General features: G+C 55.7%; 18 protein-coding genes. 16 read left to right on the top strand and 2 right to left on the bottom strand.

Going from position 1 to position 17,950, the window contains the following annotated elements; genetic code table 11:
* Positions 1 to 239 precede the first annotated feature (239 nt).
* The 11 genes from atpI (at position 240) to glmS (ending at position 10,957) form a co-directional block, all read left to right on the top strand.
* Complete coding sequence (gene atpI, locus ACCC84_RS15740; RefSeq protein WP_004956904.1) at positions 240 to 623, top strand: F0F1 ATP synthase subunit I; 384 nt, start codon at positions 240 to 242, stop codon at positions 621 to 623.
* 21 nt (positions 624 to 644) lie between these two features.
* Entirely contained in the window at positions 645 to 1,421 is a 777-nt protein-coding gene (gene atpB / locus ACCC84_RS15745) for a F0F1 ATP synthase subunit A (RefSeq protein ID WP_004956906.1), read from the top strand.
* A gap of 49 nt (positions 1,422 to 1,470) precedes the next feature.
* Complete coding sequence (gene atpE, locus ACCC84_RS15750; protein ID WP_004093904.1) at positions 1,471 to 1,710, top strand: F0F1 ATP synthase subunit C; 240 nt, start codon at positions 1,471 to 1,473, stop codon at positions 1,708 to 1,710.
* Between the two features lie 57 nt (positions 1,711 to 1,767).
* Entirely contained in the window at positions 1,768 to 2,238 is a 471-nt protein-coding gene (gene atpF / locus ACCC84_RS15755; protein ID WP_004933804.1) for a F0F1 ATP synthase subunit B, read from the top strand.
* A gap of 14 nt (positions 2,239 to 2,252) precedes the next feature.
* Positions 2,253 to 2,786 (top strand): F0F1 ATP synthase subunit delta, encoded by a 534-nt coding sequence (gene atpH, locus ACCC84_RS15760; RefSeq protein ID WP_004956909.1) that lies wholly within the window; start codon positions 2,253 to 2,255, stop codon positions 2,784 to 2,786.
* A gap of 12 nt (positions 2,787 to 2,798) precedes the next feature.
* Positions 2,799 to 4,340 (top strand): F0F1 ATP synthase subunit alpha, encoded by a 1,542-nt coding sequence (gene atpA, locus ACCC84_RS15765; protein WP_004956912.1) that lies wholly within the window; start codon positions 2,799 to 2,801, stop codon positions 4,338 to 4,340.
* Positions 4,341 to 4,398: 58 nt separating this feature from the next.
* Positions 4,399 to 5,262 (top strand): F0F1 ATP synthase subunit gamma, encoded by an 864-nt coding sequence (gene atpG, locus ACCC84_RS15770; protein ID WP_004956916.1) that lies wholly within the window; start codon positions 4,399 to 4,401, stop codon positions 5,260 to 5,262.
* 99 nt (positions 5,263 to 5,361) lie between these two features.
* Entirely contained in the window at positions 5,362 to 6,744 is a 1,383-nt protein-coding gene (gene atpD, locus ACCC84_RS15775) for a F0F1 ATP synthase subunit beta (protein WP_004956918.1), read from the top strand.
* Positions 6,745 to 6,764: 20 nt separating this feature from the next.
* Complete coding sequence (locus tag ACCC84_RS15780; RefSeq protein WP_004933814.1) at positions 6,765 to 7,184, top strand: F0F1 ATP synthase subunit epsilon; 420 nt, start codon at positions 6,765 to 6,767, stop codon at positions 7,182 to 7,184.
* A gap of 276 nt (positions 7,185 to 7,460) precedes the next feature.
* Entirely contained in the window at positions 7,461 to 8,831 is a 1,371-nt protein-coding gene (glmU, locus tag ACCC84_RS15785) for a bifunctional UDP-N-acetylglucosamine diphosphorylase/glucosamine-1-phosphate N-acetyltransferase GlmU (protein WP_004956921.1), read from the top strand.
* A gap of 296 nt (positions 8,832 to 9,127) precedes the next feature.
* Positions 9,128 to 10,957: a glutamine--fructose-6-phosphate transaminase (isomerizing) gene (glmS, locus tag ACCC84_RS15790; RefSeq protein WP_004956925.1), complete on the top strand. Its 1,830-nt coding sequence runs from the start codon at positions 9,128 to 9,130 to the stop codon at positions 10,955 to 10,957.
* Positions 10,958 to 11,091: 134 nt separating this feature from the next.
* On the opposite strand, the gene ACCC84_RS15795 is transcribed toward glmS, so the two are convergent.
* Entirely contained in the window at positions 11,092 to 12,111 is a 1,020-nt protein-coding gene (locus tag ACCC84_RS15795; RefSeq protein ID WP_198774078.1) for an NADP-dependent oxidoreductase, read from the bottom strand.
* Positions 12,112 to 12,172: 61 nt separating this feature from the next.
* Positions 12,173 to 12,958, bottom strand: a complete 786-nt coding sequence (locus tag ACCC84_RS15800) for an SDR family NAD(P)-dependent oxidoreductase (protein ID WP_039991472.1) — start codon at positions 12,956 to 12,958, stop codon at positions 12,173 to 12,175.
* 217 nt (positions 12,959 to 13,175) lie between these two features.
* Between ACCC84_RS15800 and ACCC84_RS15805 the strand changes: the two genes are divergently transcribed.
* The 5 genes from ACCC84_RS15805 (at position 13,176) to pstB (ending at position 17,948) form a co-directional block, all read left to right on the top strand.
* Positions 13,176 to 13,751: a TetR/AcrR family transcriptional regulator gene (locus tag ACCC84_RS15805; protein WP_004956934.1), complete on the top strand. Its 576-nt coding sequence runs from the start codon at positions 13,176 to 13,178 to the stop codon at positions 13,749 to 13,751.
* A 406-nt stretch (positions 13,752 to 14,157) separates the two neighbouring features.
* Positions 14,158 to 15,198 (top strand): phosphate ABC transporter substrate-binding protein PstS, encoded by a 1,041-nt coding sequence (gene pstS / locus ACCC84_RS15810; RefSeq protein ID WP_004956937.1) that lies wholly within the window; start codon positions 14,158 to 14,160, stop codon positions 15,196 to 15,198.
* 77 nt (positions 15,199 to 15,275) lie between these two features.
* Positions 15,276 to 16,232 (top strand): phosphate ABC transporter permease PstC, encoded by a 957-nt coding sequence (gene pstC, locus ACCC84_RS15815; RefSeq protein WP_004956941.1) that lies wholly within the window; start codon positions 15,276 to 15,278, stop codon positions 16,230 to 16,232.
* A gap of 10 nt (positions 16,233 to 16,242) precedes the next feature.
* Positions 16,243 to 17,124, top strand: coding sequence for a phosphate ABC transporter permease PstA (gene pstA, locus ACCC84_RS15820; RefSeq protein ID WP_371902056.1), 882 nt, complete (start codon positions 16,243 to 16,245; stop codon positions 17,122 to 17,124).
* Positions 17,125 to 17,171: 47 nt separating this feature from the next.
* Positions 17,172 to 17,948 carry a phosphate ABC transporter ATP-binding protein PstB gene (gene pstB / locus ACCC84_RS15825; RefSeq protein WP_004956947.1) on the top strand — a complete coding sequence of 259 codons (777 nt, stop codon included), beginning with the start codon at positions 17,172 to 17,174 and terminating at the stop codon, positions 17,946 to 17,948.
* The last annotated feature ends 2 nt before the right edge of the window (positions 17,949 to 17,950 follow it).

Genomic DNA, 17,950 nt, shown 5'->3' on the forward strand with positions numbered 1-17,950 from the left:
GCGCAAAGCTGGAATAATCAGACAATTAAATCGATGAGATTATTCCGACCGTTTTCTTGTGAAAATAGCCCTAAATGGGGAAAATTAAATAATTGTTCACCTTTTCGCTACTTATCGATTGAATTCGTTGGTGTGCCCCGTATAATTTGCTCGTTTTTTGCTGCTTGACTCAAAACGGCAAAGGCAGTTTTATACGTCACTCAGCATACCCCTTCCGGGGTACGGAGAGAACAAACGTCATGTCTGTGTCCCTTTACAGCGGGAAAGTTGCACGCAAACTGCTTTTTGTGCAGTTGATGACTTTTGTTCTGATCAGCGCTGCTTTCGGCCTTAAAAATCTGGAATGGAGCGGTTCGGCATTGGCGGGCGGTCTTGCTGCCTGGTTGCCAAATGCCATGTTTATGCTGTTTGCCTTGCGCCATCAGGCGCAAACGCCGGCGCCCGGTCGGGTCGCCTGGTCGTTCGCCATCGGCGAGGGGCTAAAGGTCATGATCACCATCGTTTTGTTGATCGTGGCGCTGGGGGTGTTCAAAGCGGCGTTTGTTCCGCTTGGCCTGACCTATTTAGCGGTGTTGGTGGTGCAGATAGTGGCACCCGCCGTGTTGAACAGTTACCGAAATTAACTCAATAAAGGTAGAGGCATCATGTCTGCAGAGGGATACAACAGTCCACAGGAGTATATCGGTCACCACCTGACGCAGCTTCAGGTCGGGACTGGGTTTTGGTCGATTAACCTCGACTCGATGTTTTTCTCCGTTGTCCTCGGGGTACTGTTCCTGGTGGTTTTCCGTCGGGTTGCCAAAAACGCCACCAGCGGCGTGCCGGGCAAACTGCAAACCGCAGTGGAACTGATCGTCGGGTTTGTCGATAGCAGCGTCAAGGATATGTATCACGGCAAGAGCAAGGTGATTGCTCCGCTGGCGCTGACCGTGTTCGTCTGGGTGTTCCTAATGAACCTGATGGACCTGATCCCGGTAGACTTCCTGCCGTACATCGGTACTCACCTCGGTCTGCCTGCGCTGCGCGTGGTGCCAACCGCTGACGTGAACGTTACCCTGTCGATGGCGTTGGGCGTGTTTATTCTGATCTTGTTCTACAGCATCAAAATGAAAGGCGTTGGTGGGTTCGTCAAAGAGTTGACCATGCAGCCGTTCAACCACCCTGTATTCATTCCAATCAACCTGATTCTGGAAGGTGTCAGCCTGCTGTCCAAACCTGTTTCACTGGGTCTGCGACTGTTCGGCAACATGTATGCGGGTGAGTTGATCTTCATCCTGATTGCCGGCCTGTTGCCGTGGTGGTCACAGTGGGTCCTGAGCTTGCCTTGGGCTATCTTCCACATCCTGATCATTACGCTTCAAGCCTTTATTTTCATGGTTCTGACGATTGTCTATCTGTCGATGGCATCTGAAGAGCACTGATTTTCTTAAAACACTTGCACTTTTAAACTGAAACAAACTGGAGACTGTCATGGAAAACCTGAGTATGGATCTGCTGTACATGGCTGCCGCTGTGATGATGGGTTTAGCGGCAATCGGTGCTGCGATCGGTATCGGCATCCTGGGTGGTAAATTCTTGGAAGGCGCTGCACGTCAGCCTGACCTGATTCCTCTGCTGCGTACACAGTTCTTTATCGTTATGGGTCTGGTTGACGCCATCCCGATGATCGCTGTTGGTCTGGGTCTGTACGTGATGTTTGCTGTCGCGTAAGCAGAGAACCTCTCTGCGACTAACCACACTATTTAACTTTAAAAGAGGCATTGTGCTGTGAATCTTAACGCAACAATCCTCGGCCAGGCCATCGCGTTCGTCCTGTTTGTCTGGTTCTGTATGAAGTATGTATGGCCGCCAATTATGGCTGCCATCGAGAAGCGTCAGAAAGAAATTGCTGACGGTCTCGCTTCTGCAGAACGCGCCAAAAAAGATTTGGACTTAGCGCAAGCCAACGCGACCGACCAGCTGAAAACTGCCAAAGCAGAAGCTCAGGTGATCATCGAGCAAGCAAACAAACGCAAAGCTCAGATCATGGATGAAGCGAAAGCCGAAGCCGAGCAGGAACGTAACAAAATCGTGGCGCAGGCTCAGGCTGAGATCGAAGCCGAACGTAAGCGCGCTCGTGAAGAGTTGCGTAAGCAAGTCGCGATGCTGGCAATTGCCGGCGCCGAGAAAATCATCGAACGTTCCGTGGATGAAGCTGCTAACAGCGACATCGTTGATAAACTGGTCGCTGAACTGTAAGGAGGGAGGGGCTGATGTCTGAATTTGTTACTGTAGCTCGCCCCTACGCCAAAGCAGCTTTTGACTTTGCCGTTGAGCATCAAAGCGTAGAACGCTGGCAGCAAATGCTGGCGTTTGCGGCTGTCGTCACCCAAAACGAACAGATTTCCGAATTGCTGTCTGGCGCGGTTGCGCCAGAAACGCTGTCGAAAACGTTCATTGCGGTTTGCGGCGATCAACTCGACGAAAATGGCCAGAACTTTATCCGCGTAATGGCCGAAAATGGACGTTTACTGGTTCTTCCAGCGGTTTTGCAGCAGTTCATCGAACTGCGCGCAGCGCTGGAGTCTACCGTCGAAGTCGAGGTGCTCTCTTCGAGCGCACTGAATGACCAACAGCAGGCCAAAATTGCCGCTGCGATGGAAAAACGTCTGTCACGCAAAGTTAAGCTGAATTGCAAAATTGACAAGTCTGTACTGGCCGGCGTAATTATCCGCGCTGGTGATATGGTGATTGATGGCAGCGTTCGCGGTCGTCTTGAACGCCTGGCAGACGTCTTGCAGTCTTAAGGGGACTGGAGCATGCAACTGAATTCCACCGAAATCAGCGAACTGATCAAGCAGCGCATTGCTCAGTTCAATGTGGTGAGCGAAGCTCACAATGAAGGTACTATCGTTTCCGTCAGCGACGGAATCATCCGCGTACACGGTCTGGCCGACGTAATGCAGGGCGAGATGATCGCACTGCCAGGCAACCGTTATGCAATCGCATTGAACCTGGAGCGCGACTCCGTAGGTGCCGTGGTCATGGGTCCGTATGCGGATCTGGCCGAAGGCATGAAGGTAAAATGCACCGGCCGTATTCTGGAAGTGCCGGTCGGCCGTGGCCTGCTGGGCCGTGTGGTCAACACCCTGGGCGCGCCTATCGACGGCAAGGGCCCGGTTGAACACGACGGCTTCTCTCCGGTTGAAACCATCGCGCCGGGCGTTATCGAGCGTCAGTCGGTCGATCAGCCGGTTCAGACCGGTTACAAATCCGTTGATGCCATGATTCCAATCGGCCGTGGCCAGCGTGAGCTGGTGATCGGCGACCGTCAGACCGGTAAAACCGCGCTGGCGATCGATGCCATCATCAACCAACGTGATTCCGGCATCAAATGCGTTTACGTCGCCATCGGCCAGAAAGCCTCCACCATCGCTAACGTGGTGCGCAAGCTGGAAGAACACGGCGCGCTGGCCAACACCATCGTGGTGGTCGCTACCGCATCTGAATCCGCAGCGCTGCAATACCTGGCTCCGTATGCCGGTTGCGCAATGGGTGAATACTTCCGTGACCGTGGCGAAGACGCACTGATCGTTTATGACGATCTGTCCAAGCAGGCGGTTGCCTATCGTCAGATTTCCCTGCTGCTTCGTCGTCCGCCAGGTCGTGAAGCTTACCCAGGTGACGTTTTCTATCTCCACTCTCGTCTGCTGGAGCGTGCTGCGCGTGTTAACGCCGAGTACGTTGAAGCCTTTACCAAAGGCGAAGTGAAAGGGAAAACCGGTTCTCTGACCGCTCTGCCGATCATTGAAACCCAGGCGGGTGACGTTTCCGCGTTCGTTCCGACCAACGTAATCTCGATTACCGATGGTCAGATCTTCCTGGAATCCAACCTGTTCAACTCCGGTATTCGTCCGGCAGTTAACCCGGGTATCTCGGTATCCCGTGTTGGTGGCGCAGCGCAGACCAAGATCATGAAGAAACTGTCCGGTGGTATCCGTACCGCTCTGGCACAGTATCGTGAACTGGCGGCATTCTCCCAGTTCGCTTCCGATCTGGATGACGCGACCCGCAAACAGCTGAGCCACGGTCAGAAAGTGACCGAGCTGCTGAAACAGAAACAGTATGCGCCGATGTCCGTTGCACAACAGTCTCTGGTGCTGTTTGCCGCTGAGCGTGGTTACCTGGAAGACGTTGAAGTCGCCAAAGTGGTGAGCTTCGAAGCGGCCCTGGTCGCTTACGCCGACCGTGAGCACGCCGAGCTGCTGAATCAAATCAACCAAACTGGGAACTTCAACGATGAGATCGAGGGCAAGTTGAAAAACGTCCTCGAGACCTTCAAGAAAACCCAGTCCTGGTAAAGCGCAGCGGCCTGCTGTTGAAAGACAGCAGGCCGTCTGGCAATGAGGAGAAGCAGAGATGGCCGGCGCAAAAGAGATACGTAGTAAGATCGCAAGCGTGCAAAACACGCAGAAGATCACTAAAGCGATGGAGATGGTCGCCGCCTCCAAAATGCGTAAATCGCAGGATCGCATGGCGGCCAGCCGTCCTTATGCAGAGACCATGCGCAAAGTGATTGGTCACCTTGCGTTGGGGAATCTGGAATACAAGCACCCGTACCTGGACGAACGTGATGTCAAGCGCGTCGGGTATCTGGTGGTGTCTACTGACCGTGGTCTCTGTGGCGGCTTGAACATCAACCTGTTCAAGAAACTGCTGGCGGAGATGAAAGGCTGGTCCGAAAAAGGCGTTGAAGCTGATTTGGCGCTGATTGGCTCCAAAGCGGCCTCTTTCTTTGGCTCCGTGGGCGGCAACGTGGTTGCCCAGGTGACCGGCATGGGGGATAACCCTTCCCTGTCGGATCTTATCGGGCCGGTGAAAGTGATGCTGCAAGCTTACGACGAAGGTCGTTTGGACAAGCTTTACATTGTCAGCAATAAATTTGTCAATACGATGTCCCAGGAGCCGCAGGTCATTCAGCTGCTGCCGTTACCGCCAGCCGATGACGGTGAGCTGAAGAAAAAAGCCTGGGATTACCTGTATGAACCCGATCCAAAAGTGCTGCTTGATACCTTGCTGCGCCGCTATGTGGAATCGCAAGTTTATCAGGGCGTCGTGGAAAACCTGGCCAGCGAGCAGGCCGCACGAATGGTCGCGATGAAAGCCGCAACCGATAACGGCGGTAGCCTGATCAAAGAGCTGCAGTTGGTATACAACAAGGCTCGTCAGGCCAGCATCACTCAGGAACTCACCGAGATCGTTTCGGGAGCCTCCGCGGTTTAACCAGGTTATTACCCGGAAAGGTCCAGGTTACGGGAAGGCGGCCAACGCGCCTGCAATCTGCAACAGGACCGGGTAAACGAATTACGTAGAGGATTCAAGATGGCTACTGGAAAGATTATCCAGGTAATCGGCGCCGTGGTGGACGTCGAGTTCCCTCAGGATGCCGTACCAAAAGTGTACGATGCCCTTGAGGTAGAAAACGGTACCGAAACTCTGGTGCTGGAAGTTCAGCAGCAGCTGGGCGGTGGCGTGGTTCGTTGTATCGCTATGGGCACCTCCGACGGTTTGCGTCGCGGCCTGAAAGTGAACGATCTGCAACACCCAATCGAAGTCCCGGTTGGCAAGGCAACGCTGGGTCGTATCATGAACGTATTGGGTCAACCAATCGACATGAAAGGCGACATCGGCGAAGAAGAGCGTTGGGCGATTCACCGCGCGGCGCCAAGCTACGAAGAACTGTCCAACTCCCAGGATCTGCTGGAAACCGGTATCAAGGTTATGGATCTGATCTGCCCGTTTGCCAAGGGTGGTAAAGTCGGTCTGTTCGGTGGTGCGGGTGTTGGTAAAACCGTAAACATGATGGAGCTGATCCGTAACATCGCGATCGAGCACTCCGGTTATTCAGTGTTTGCGGGCGTGGGTGAGCGTACTCGTGAGGGTAACGACTTCTACCACGAAATGACCGACTCCAACGTACTGGACAAGGTTTCCCTGGTTTACGGCCAGATGAACGAGCCACCGGGTAACCGTCTGCGCGTTGCGCTGACCGGTCTGACCATGGCCGAGAAATTCCGTGACGAAGGTCGTGACGTTCTGCTGTTCGTTGACAACATTTACCGTTACACCCTGGCCGGTACCGAAGTGTCTGCACTTCTGGGCCGTATGCCATCGGCGGTAGGTTATCAGCCAACGCTGGCGGAAGAGATGGGCGTTCTGCAAGAACGTATCACCTCGACCAAGACCGGTTCTATCACCTCCGTACAGGCCGTTTACGTACCTGCGGATGACTTGACTGACCCGTCACCAGCCACCACCTTTGCGCACTTGGACGCAACCGTGGTACTGAGCCGTAACATTGCCTCCCTGGGTATCTACCCGGCCGTTGACCCGCTGGATTCAACCAGCCGTCAGCTGGATCCGCTGGTGGTTGGCCAGGAGCACTACGACGTAGCGCGTGGCGTGCAGTCGATTCTGCAACGCTATCAGGAACTGAAGGACATCATCGCAATCCTGGGTATGGACGAACTGTCAGAAGATGACAAACTGGTCGTATCCCGTGCGCGTAAAATCCAGCGCTTCCTGTCTCAGCCGTTCTTCGTGGCAGAAGTCTTTACCGGTTCTCCGGGCAAGTTCGTATCGCTGAAAGACACCATCCGTGGTTTCAAAGGCATTATGGACGGCGACTATGACCACCTGCCGGAGCAGGCGTTCTACATGGTTGGCACCATTGAAGAAGCAGTGGAAAAAGCCAAGAAACTGTAACGCCTTGAGAGGAGGGTGATATGGCTATGACTTACCATCTGGATGTAGTCAGCGCGGAAAAACAGATGTTTTCCGGCCTGGTGCAAAAGATCCAGGTGACAGGCAGCGAAGGCGAACTGGGTATTTTCCCAGGGCATGCGCCGCTGCTGACTGCCATCAAGCCTGGCATGGTGCGTATTGTTAAACAGCATGGTGAAGAAGAGTTCATCTACCTGTCCGGCGGTATCCTTGAGGTACAACCGAGCGTGGTGACCGTGCTGGCGGACACTGCCATCCGTGGAACGGACCTTGACGAAGCGAGAGCGCTGGAAGCCAAGCGCAAAGCTGAAGAGCACATCCGTAGCTCTCATGGTGATGTCGACTATGCTCAGGCATCCGCTGAACTGGCGAAGGCGATCGCGAAGTTGCGCGTCATCGAACTCACCAGAAAAGCGATGTAAGCAATACCGAAATAAGAAAGCGACCCATGTGGTCGCTTTTTTTTTGCTTTAAAATAAGCGTTTGCCGCCGAGGCTGCTTGTGGTGTATTAAGCGCTGCCAACCGGAAATATGTCTCCGATCGCCGACAGTTTTTCGACGCTGGGATCGGAATGCTCCGACTGACGGCATGCCTAGAGCCGCAAGGGTTGAGCCGGGTTCGTGCAAAGAAATATGTAGTAATTTCGTCACTAAACGGGTTTACTTTCGTCTATTAAATTGGAGTTATCAGGTTGCTTATGTCGAACAGCGCAATGAGTGTGGTGATCCTCGCCGCGGGCAAGGGAACACGCATGTATTCCGATCTTCCCAAAGTGTTGCACCCGCTGGCGGGCAAGCCGATGGTGCAGCATGTTATCGACGCGGCCACCCGATTGGGCGCGAAAAACATCCATTTGGTTTACGGCCATGGCGGCGATCTGCTGAAAAGCACCCTGACCGACGGCGCGCTGAATTGGGTGCTGCAAGCCGAACAGCTGGGCACCGGTCACGCCATGCAGCAGGCTGCGCCGCATTTTGCCGATGATGAAGACGTCCTGATGCTGTACGGCGACGTGCCGCTGATTGCCGTCGATACCCTGACGCGTCTGCTGGCGGCCAAGCCGCAGGGCGGTATCGGCCTGCTGACGGTGAAACTGGACGATCCGAGCGGCTATGGCCGCATCGTGCGGGAAAACGGCAGCGTGGTCGGCATCGTTGAACATAAGGATGCCAGCGAGCAACAGCGCCAAATCAATGAAATCAATACCGGCATACTGGTTGCCAACGGCGGCGATCTGAAGCGTTGGCTGGGCAAGCTGACCAATGACAATGCGCAGGGTGAATATTACATCACCGATATCATCGCATTGGCCCATGCCGACGGTAAATCCATCGAAACGGTGCACCCCGATCGCCTCAGCGAAGTCGAAGGGGTCAACAACCGCCTTCAGCTGGCGCGGCTTGAGCGGGTGTATCAGGCTGAGCAGGCGCAAGCGCTGCTGCTGGCCGGCGTGATGCTGCTCGATCCGGCACGTTTCGATCTGCGCGGTGAACTGACGCACGGTCGCGATGTGTCGATCGACGCCAACGTGATTATCGAAGGCCGGGTGCAATTGGGCGACCGGGTGAAAATCGGTGCCGGCAGCGTACTGAAGAACTGCGTGGTGGGTGACGACTGCGAAATCAGCCCGTACAGCGTGCTGGAAGACGCGGTGCTGGGCGCCGAGTGTACCGTCGGGCCGTTTGCACGCCTGCGTCCAGGCGCGGAGCTGGCGCAGGGCGCGCACGTCGGCAACTTTGTCGAAATGAAGAAAGCGCGCCTGGGCAAAGGCTCCAAGGCCGGGCATCTCAGCTATCTGGGCGACGCCGAGATTGGCGACGACGTCAATATTGGCGCGGGTACCATTACCTGTAACTATGACGGTGCCAATAAGCATAAGACTGTTATCGGCGATGGGGTGTTTGTTGGTTCGGATACCCAGCTGGTAGCACCGGTATCGGTCGGTAAAGGCTCCACCATCGCCGCCGGCACCACGGTCACTCGAGATATCGGCGACGATGAGTTGGTGCTGAGCCGCGTCAAGCAGGTGCACATTCAGGGCTGGCAGCGCCCAAGTAAAAAGAGATAGAGACAGCCCTTCATCTTTCGAGCTGCAGCGTTGTTGTCTTTATGACGGAACCCCAGTCACTTACTTGAGTAAGTGACTGGGGATTCTGACATTTGCCGCCTGGCTGCAACTCGAAATCTATTGGGCGGTAATATGTAGTAGAAATAATATGTTTTGTATTGCGCTCCAATGTAGAGCCCAATACAAAACATAATAATCCCCACCATCTACAGGCTCGGGGCTGCACGGTAAAACCGGCAAAATCAGGTCAAGACATCGAAAAGCGCCAGCACGGCGTTTCATTAGGAATACAACTGATGTGTGGAATTGTAGGCGCAGTAGCGCAACGTGATATTGCAGAGATTCTGTTGGAAGGCTTACGCCGTCTTGAGTACCGCGGTTACGACTCGGCCGGTTTGGCGGTGGTTGACGCGCAAGGCAACGTTAGCCGTTTACGCCGCGTCGGCAAGGTGCAGAAACTGGCTGAAGCCGCAGAACAGCATGCTTTGCACGGCGGTACCGGCATCGCGCATACCCGTTGGGCAACCCACGGCGAACCGACCGAAGCCAATGCTCACCCGCATGTGTCCGATTATATTACCGTGGTGCATAACGGCATCATTGAAAACCACGAACCGCTGCGTGAACTGCTGATTGAACGCGGTTACCGCTTTGCGTCCGAAACCGACACCGAAGTGATCGCGCACCTGGTGCATTGGGAACAGCTGCAGGGCGGCACGCTGCTGGAAGTGGTCAAACGCGTCATTCCACAGCTGCGCGGCGCTTACGGCACCGTGGTGATGGACAGCCGCGATCCGAGCGTGCTGGTGGCCGCGCGTTCTGGCAGCCCGCTGGTGATTGGCCGCGGCGTCGGCGAAAACTTTATCGCTTCCGATCAGTTGGCGCTGCTGCCAGTGACCCGTCGTTTCATCTTCCTGGAAGAAGGCGATGTGGTGGAAGTCACCCGTCGTACCGTTAACGTATTCGACAAGCAAGGCAATGCGGTCGAGCGCCCGGAAATCGAGTCTCAGGTGCAATATGACGCGGGTGACAAAGGCGCTTACCGTCATTACATGCAGAAAGAAATTTTTGAACAGCCGCTGGCGTTGAAAAACACCCTGGAAGGGCGTTTCAGCCATGGCCAGATCAACCTGAGCGAGCTTGGCGAAGGCGCCGATCAACTGCTGGCGAAGGTGCAACACGTGCAGATCATCGCCTGTGGTACTTCTTACCATTCCGGCATGGTGGCGCGTTACTGGTTCGAATCGCTGGCCGGCGTGCCGTGCGATGTCGAAATCGCCTCCGAATTCCGTTACCGCAAGTCTGCGGTGCGTCCGGGCAGCCTGATCATTACTCTGTCGCAGTCAGGTGAAACCGCCGATACGCTGGCGGCGTTGCGCCTGTCGAAAGAGCTGGGATACCTGGGATCGCTGGCGGTGTGCAACGTGGCAGGGTCTTCTCTGGTGCGTGAATCCGATCTGGCGCTGATGACCAAGGCCGGCACGGAAATCGGCGTAGCGTCGACCAAGGCCTTCACTACCCAGCTTGCCGTTCTGCTGATGCTGGTGGCGCGCCTGGGGCGTTTGAAGGGCATGGCGGAAAGCGTCGAACATGACATTGTGCACGCCCTGCAGGCGTTGCCGGCGCGCATTGAGCAGATGCTGTCGCTGGACAAGAGCATCGAAGCGCTGGCGGAAGGCTTCTCCGACAAGCATCATGCGTTATTCCTCGGCCGTGGCGATCAGTATCCGATTGCCATGGAAGGTGCGCTGAAGCTGAAAGAGATCTCTTATATTCACGCCGAAGCCTACGCGGCGGGCGAACTGAAGCACGGCCCATTGGCGCTGATTGACGCCGATATGCCGGTGATCGTGGTGGCGCCAAACAACGAACTGCTGGAAAAACTGAAGTCCAATATTGAAGAAGTCCGCGCACGCGGCGGCCAACTGTATGTGTTCGCCGATCAGGATGCCGGTTTTGTCAGCAGCGAAGGAATGACCATCGTTCCCCTGCCGCACGTCGAGGAAATCGTCGCGCCTATCTTCTACACCGTGCCGTTGCAACTGCTGTCCTATCACGTTGCGCTGATTAAAGGCACTGACGTCGATCAGCCGCGTAACCTGGCGAAGTCCGTCACCGTAGAGTGATGCCTCGCGCTGCGCGCCATTGCCGGTGCAAGGCGCGAAAACGCAAACAGCCAATCCGGTATGCCGTTTACCCGCATACCGGATTTTTTTATGTCGGATGCAGCATGGCGGCATTTGACGGGCTGAACGCTGGACTACGGCTGCATCTCGATCACCACTTTTCCTTTCGCCCGCCCCTGGGCAAGATAAGCCAGCGCCTCCTTGGCCTGTTCGAACGGGAACACCGTATCGATAACCGGCTTGATACGCTCGCTTGCAAGCAGTTTGCCGATCTCGGCGAGCTGGGCGCCGTCGGCGCGCACAAACAGGAATGAATAGTTCACGCCGCGCCGTTTCGCCAGACGTACGATCTTGCGGCTCATCAATGTGAACACCAATTGCAAAAAGACGTTGAGCTTTCTGGTGCGGGCGAAGGCAGCGTCCAATGGCCCGGTCAGCGAGATGATGCTGCCTCCCGGCTTGAGAATAGCGACGGATTTTTCAATCGTCTCCCCCTTGAGGGTGCCAAGCACCGCATCGTAGCCGCTGAGTACGCTCGCAAAATCCTGCTGGTGGTAGTCAATCACCTGGTCTGCGCCCAGGCTACGTACCAGTGCGACATTATGGCTACTGGTGGTGGTAGCTACCGTTGCGCCCAAATGTTTTGCCAGTTGGATGGCAAAAGTGCCGATACCGCCGGATCCGGCGGGGATAAACACCTTTTGCCCGGCGTGCAGCCCGGCACGCTCCTGCAGTGCTTGCCAGGCGGTCAGCGCCACCATCGGCGTGGCGGCAGCCTGCACGAAGCTCAGATTGGCTGGTTTGAGCGCGGCGGCGCTTTCCGGCACCGTCGCGAATTCGGCAAAGGATCCCGACCCCAGATCGAACAGGCTGGCAAAAACGGCGTCGCCGGGCGTGAAGCGGGTTACGCCGCTGCCCACCTCGGTGACGACGCCCGCCAGATCGCTGCCCAGCGTTGCCGGGAGCTGCAAATGCAGTACCGCTTTGAACATGCCGGTCGGGATGATGTTATCGATCGGGTTCAGGCCGGCAGCATAAACCTTTACCCTGATTTCATTGGCCCGTAGCGCAGGCAGCGAAATCTGCTCGAACCCTACCTCGGGCGATTTGCCATAGCGCCTGAGGGTGAGCGCGTTGATCGTCTGATTGTTCATTGCATGTTCATCTCGCTGTGTTTAAGGATAAGCACGGTACTGCATGGCAGGCTGCACCGATTTATTGGCCGTTTTTGTATCTTGCCGCGGCTTCGTCCTGTTTGATCTCTGCCAGCATGGCCAGCCTTGCGCCATCCAATGCATCCCAGCTCTCGGCGTTGTGCAGAGGGGGAATTGTCACCAGTTCACGGCGATCGAAACCGACCAGCGCCGCATCGACCAGTTCGCCCACTTCCATCATCGGTGGCAGGGTGCTGCTGTCGATGCCTGCACGCTGCCAGATTTCGGTATAGGTGCCGGCTGGCAATACCGCCTGAACATAAATGCCCTTGGGTGACAGTTCCAGATGCAGACCCTGCGACAGGTACAGCACGAAGGCCTTGGTCGCGCCATACACCGTCGCGCCAAACTCGGGCATCAGGCTGAGGGTAGAACTGATATTAACGATCGAGCCGCTACCCGCCTGCACCAGGCGTGGCGCAATGGCGTTGGCCAGCCGTGTCAATGCGGTGATGTTGAGTGCGACAAGCTGTTCAATCGACGCCGAGTTCTGCTCGACGAAGCCGCCTGACTGGCCAATGCCGGCGTTATTGATCAGGGTGGTGATGCGCGAGTCTTCACGCAGACGCGATTCGACGCGTGCCAGATGGTCGGATTGGGTAAGATCGGCTGGCAGGACATCCACGGCCACGCCGGTTTCTTGCCGCAGGCGTGTGGCCAGCGCGTCAAGTCGTGCCTGGTCACGTGCGACCAGCACCAGGTCGTGGCCACGGTGGGCAAAGCGTTCGGCGTAAACAGCACCGATACCGGTGGACGCGCCGGTAATCAGGACGGCAGAAGTAGTCATAGATTCACTCTCTTGGTTGAACAATATCGGCATGCAACCTTAGGCCGCGGGCTCGGTGTTGGATCACGGTTTTTACCAGCCGGTTTTCCATCATCGGGTCAGGGTTGGCTGGCGCGATTAATAATGATGATCATAATCTAACTTGTCAATCGGTTTGATTACGATCATCATCAATGTATACTGGCGCCATGATTTTCGACGAGAAGGGCCGATAAAGATGAAAGTGAGCAAAGCGCAGGCGCAGGAAAACCGGATGCGCATCGTAGAAACGGCCTCGGTGCTGTTTCGCGAGCGCGGCTATGATGGCGTTGGCGTTGCCGAGCTGATGTCGGCCGCCGGTTTCACCCATGGCGGGTTTTACAAACACTTTGCTTCCAAGGCCGACCTGATGTTGGAAGCAGTGGCCTGCGGGTTTGCCCAGTCGCAGGCAAAAACCGAAGGCAAGGATATCGCACAAATTGTCGAACAGTACCTGTCCCGCGAGCATCGCAACGGTATCGGTGACGGCTGTGTGATGGCGGCGCTGTCCACCGATGCGGCGCGCCAGCCCGAGTCGGTCAAGGAATTATTTGCCGTAGGCATTGAACGCCAGTTGGCCATGCTGACGCAGGGCGGCGATGGCGCAGGTGAAACCCGAGCCGCAGCTATCGACACGCTTGCCCATCTGGTGGGGGCGGTGGTGCTGTCGCGTGCCTGCCCGCAAGGTTCGGCGCTGGCAGATGAGATCCTGCAGGTTTGCCGCACGCGTATCCTTGACGCTGAGGGTTCGCAGGCGAAAAGCGCTGCGCAGTAACCCACGGCCAGAATGTCATCAAACGTTAATCTGGCGCATGAGATGGCGGTGGGATTGCCGGCGAGCTAGCGTCGCGGGGTGAGCGATCGTCACAGCCGCGTTATCGATCTACGGTCGAAACCGCCATTTTAAAGAGAATAATTCGATCAATAATCGGCTGATTAATAAGCAGAAAAAGAGTCATTTTCAGAAAGTCCGCAGATTAAAAAACACGCCAATCAGGCGGGGTTTTTCATAACGCATTGATTATAATTAAATTAATTTTAAAACCCGCGTCTTGTCATATAACTGTCATATTTCATACATTTTTCTGTCACCAAACTGTCCTATTTTCCCTCCTGCAGCAATACTTACTCTGATGAAAACGACTCGAAGTCGATTTTTGAATATCCCATTAGGAGGGATTATGAAACTGATGCGTACCACCGTCGCCAGTATTGTGGCAGCGACTTTCTCTCTGGCCTCTGTGTCTACTTTCGCTGCTGCCAACCTGACCGGTGCAGGTGCGACATTCCCCGCGCCGGTGTATGCCAAGTGGGCAGATTCTTATCAAAAAGAAACCGGCAACAAAGTTAACTATCAGGGGATTGGTTCCTCTGGCGGTGTGAAGCAAATCATCGCCAATACCGTTGACTTTGGTGCCTCCGATGCGCCGTTATCGGATGAAAAACTGGCTGCTGACGGCCTGTTCCAGTTCCCGACCGTGATTGGCGGCGTGGTACTGGCGGTCAATATTCCGGGTATCAAATCCGGTGATTTGACCCTCGACGGTAAAACGTTGGGCGATATCTACCTGGGCAATATCAAAAAATGGAATGACCCGGCCATCACCAAACTCAACCCGGGCGTAAAACTGCCAGATCAGAACATTGCCGTAGTGCGCCGCGCTGACGGTTCCGGTACCTCATACGTCTTCACCAGCTACCTGGCCAAAGTCAACGCACAGTGGAAAGAGAAAATCGGCGCCGGCTCAACGGTTAACTGGCCAACCGGTCTGGGCGGTAAAGGCAACGACGGTATCGCGGCATTCGTACAACGCCTGCCGGGCGCTATTGGCTACGTAGAGTACGCCTACGCCAAACAAAACAACCTGGCCTACACCAAGCTGGTGTCCGCCGATGGCAAAGCGGTCAGCCCGACGGAAGATGCGTTCAGCAACGCGGCCAAAGGCGTGGACTGGAGCAAAACCTTCGCCCAGGACCTGACCAACCAGAAAGGCGAGGACGCGTGGCCGATTACCTCCACCACCTTCATCCTGGTTCACAAGGAACAGAAGAAAGCTGAACAAGGCGCAGAAGTGTTGAAATTCTTCGACTGGGCTTACAAGTCCGGTGGCGACGAAGCCAAAGCGCTGGATTACGCCACCCTGCCGGACGAAGTGGTTGAACAGGTACGCGCAGCCTGGAAAACCAACGTGAAAGACAGCTCAGGCAAAGCATTGTATTAAGCGGCCAGCGTTTGGTTAGCCGTTATATCTGGGCCCGGCATGCCGGGCCCTCCCAGCTTTAAACAGAAGAGTAATCTATGGCTGAGTACAAGCCGACCATTAAGGCTCCAAGCAAAAATGGTGACATCCTGTTCAGCGCGCTAGTGAAACTGGCGGCGCTGATTACCCTATTGCTGCTGGGTGGCATCATTGTTTCACTCGTCTTCGCTTCCTGGCCGAGCATCCAGAAGTTTGGCTTCTCCTTCCTGTGGACCAAAGAGTGGGACGCACCGGCGGAGCAGTTTGGCGCACTGGTACCGATATACGGCACCATCGTTACCTCGCTTATCGCCTTGATCATTGCGGTCCCGGTGAGCTTTGGCATCGCGCTGTTCCTGACCGAACTGGCACCGAATTGGCTGAAGCGCCCGTTGGGCGTGGCGATTGAACTGCTGGCGGCCATCCCGAGCATCGTTTACGGCATGTGGGGGCTGTTCGTATTTGCCCCGCTGTTTGCCGAATATTTCCAGACACCGGTTGGCGACGTCCTGTCCGGCATTCCTATCGTCGGCGAGCTGTTCTCCGGCCCGGCCTTCGGCATCGGCATTCTGGCCGCCGGGGTGATTCTGGCGATCATGATTATCCCTTACATCGCCGCGGTAATGCGCGACGTGTTTGAACAGACCCCGGTGATGATGAAAGAGTCGGCCTACGGTATCGGCTGCACCACCTGGGAAGTGATCTGGCGCATCGTCTTGCCGTTCACCAAAAACGGTGTGATTGGCGGCGTAATGCTGGGCCTTGGCCGAGCGCTGGGCGAAACCATGGCGGTGACCTTTATCATCGGTAACACCTACCAACTCGACAGCGCCTCGCTGTATATGCCCGGCAACAGCATTACCTCGGCGCTGGCCAACGAATTCGCCGAAGCGGAATCCGGGCTGCACACCGCAGCACTGATGGAGCTGGGGCTGATTCTGTTTGTTATCACCTTTATCGTGCTGGCGTTGTCGAAACTGATGGTCATGCGCCTGGCCAAGAATGAGGGACGCTAACGTGGCGACGATGGATATGCAACATAACCTGGCACTGGCGGAAAGCCGCCGCAAAATGCAGGCCTGGCGCCGCCAGAAGAACCGTATCGCGCTGTTCCTGTCGATGGCCACCATGGTATTCGGCCTGTTCTGGCTGGTATGGATCCTGTTTTCTACCGTCACCAAAGGCATCGACGGCATGTCGCTGGCGCTGTTTACCGAAATGACGCCGCCGCCCAACACCGCTGGCGGCGGGCTGGCCAACGCCATCGCCGGTAGCGGGCTGTTGATCCTGTGGGCGACCATCTTCGGTACCCCGCTCGGCATTCTGGCGGGGATTTATCTGGCGGAGTACGGCCGCAAATCCTGGTTGGCAGAAGTGATTCGTTTTATTAACGACATTTTACTGTCGGCACCGTCAATCGTGGTCGGCCTGTTCGTGTACACCATTGTGGTGGCGAAAATGGAGCATTTCTCCGGCTGGGCGGGCATTATCGCGCTGGCGTTGCTGCAGGTGCCGATCGTGATCCGCACCACCGAAAACATGCTCAAGCTGGTACCGGACACGCTGCGAGAAGCTGCCTATGCGCTCGGCACGCCGAAATGGCGGATGATTTCCGCCATCACGCTGAAGGCGTCGGTGTCCGGCATCATTACCGGCGTGCTGTTGGCGATTGCGCGCATCGCCGGCGAAACGGCGCCGCTGCTGTTTACCTCGTTGTCGAACCAGTTCTGGACCACCGATCTGATGCAGCCGATCGCCAACCTGCCGGTCACCATTTTCAAATTCGCCATGAGCCCGTTTGCCGAATGGCAGCAACTGGCCTGGGCCGGGGTGTTGTTGATCACCCTGTGCGTACTGTTACTGAATATTCTGGCGCGTGTGATTTTCGCCAAGAAAAAGCATTCATAAAAATTTAAGCGCCGCCGCGGCGGCGCTGTGAAAAGAGAGAAGTCTAGATGAGTAATATTGACCTCGCTTCCGCCAGCAAGATTCAGGTACGCGATCTGAACTTTTATTACGGCAAATTCCATGCGTTGAAAAATATCACGCTGGACATCGCCAAGAACAAAGTGACCGCGTTTATCGGCCCGTCCGGCTGTGGCAAATCCACGCTGCTGCGTACCTTCAACAAAATGTACCAGCTGTATCCGGAACAGCGCGCCGAAGGCGATATTCTGCTGGATGGCCAGAACATTCTGACCGATAACCAGGATATCGCGCTGTTGCGTGCCAAAGTGGGCATGGTGTTCCAAAAGCCGACGCCGTTCCCGATGTCTATTTACGACAACATCGCCTTCGGTGTTCGCCTGTTTGAAAAACTGTCGCGTGCCGACATGGATGAGCGCGTACAGTGGGCTTTGAGCAAAGCGGCGCTGTGGAATGAAACCAAAGACAAGCTGCACCAGAGTGGTTACAGCCTGTCCGGTGGCCAGCAGCAGCGTCTGTGCATCGCCCGTGGCATCGCCATTCGTCCCGACGTGCTGTTGCTGGATGAACCCTGCTCGGCACTGGATCCGATCTCTACCGGCAAGATTGAAGAACTGATCAGCGAGCTGAAGTCGGACTACACCGTGGTGATTGTGACCCATAACATGCAGCAGGCCGCGCGTTGTTCTGATTCGACAGCATTTATGTATCTGGGCGAATTGATTGAGTTCAGTGATACTGACACCCTGTTCACCGCGCCGCAGAAAAAACAGACTGAAGATTACATCACTGGCCGTTATGGTTGATG

The sequence above is a fragment of the Serratia odorifera genome (genome assembly GCF_041448735.1).
GTDB lineage: Bacteria > Pseudomonadota > Gammaproteobacteria > Enterobacterales > Enterobacteriaceae > Serratia_F > Serratia_F odorifera.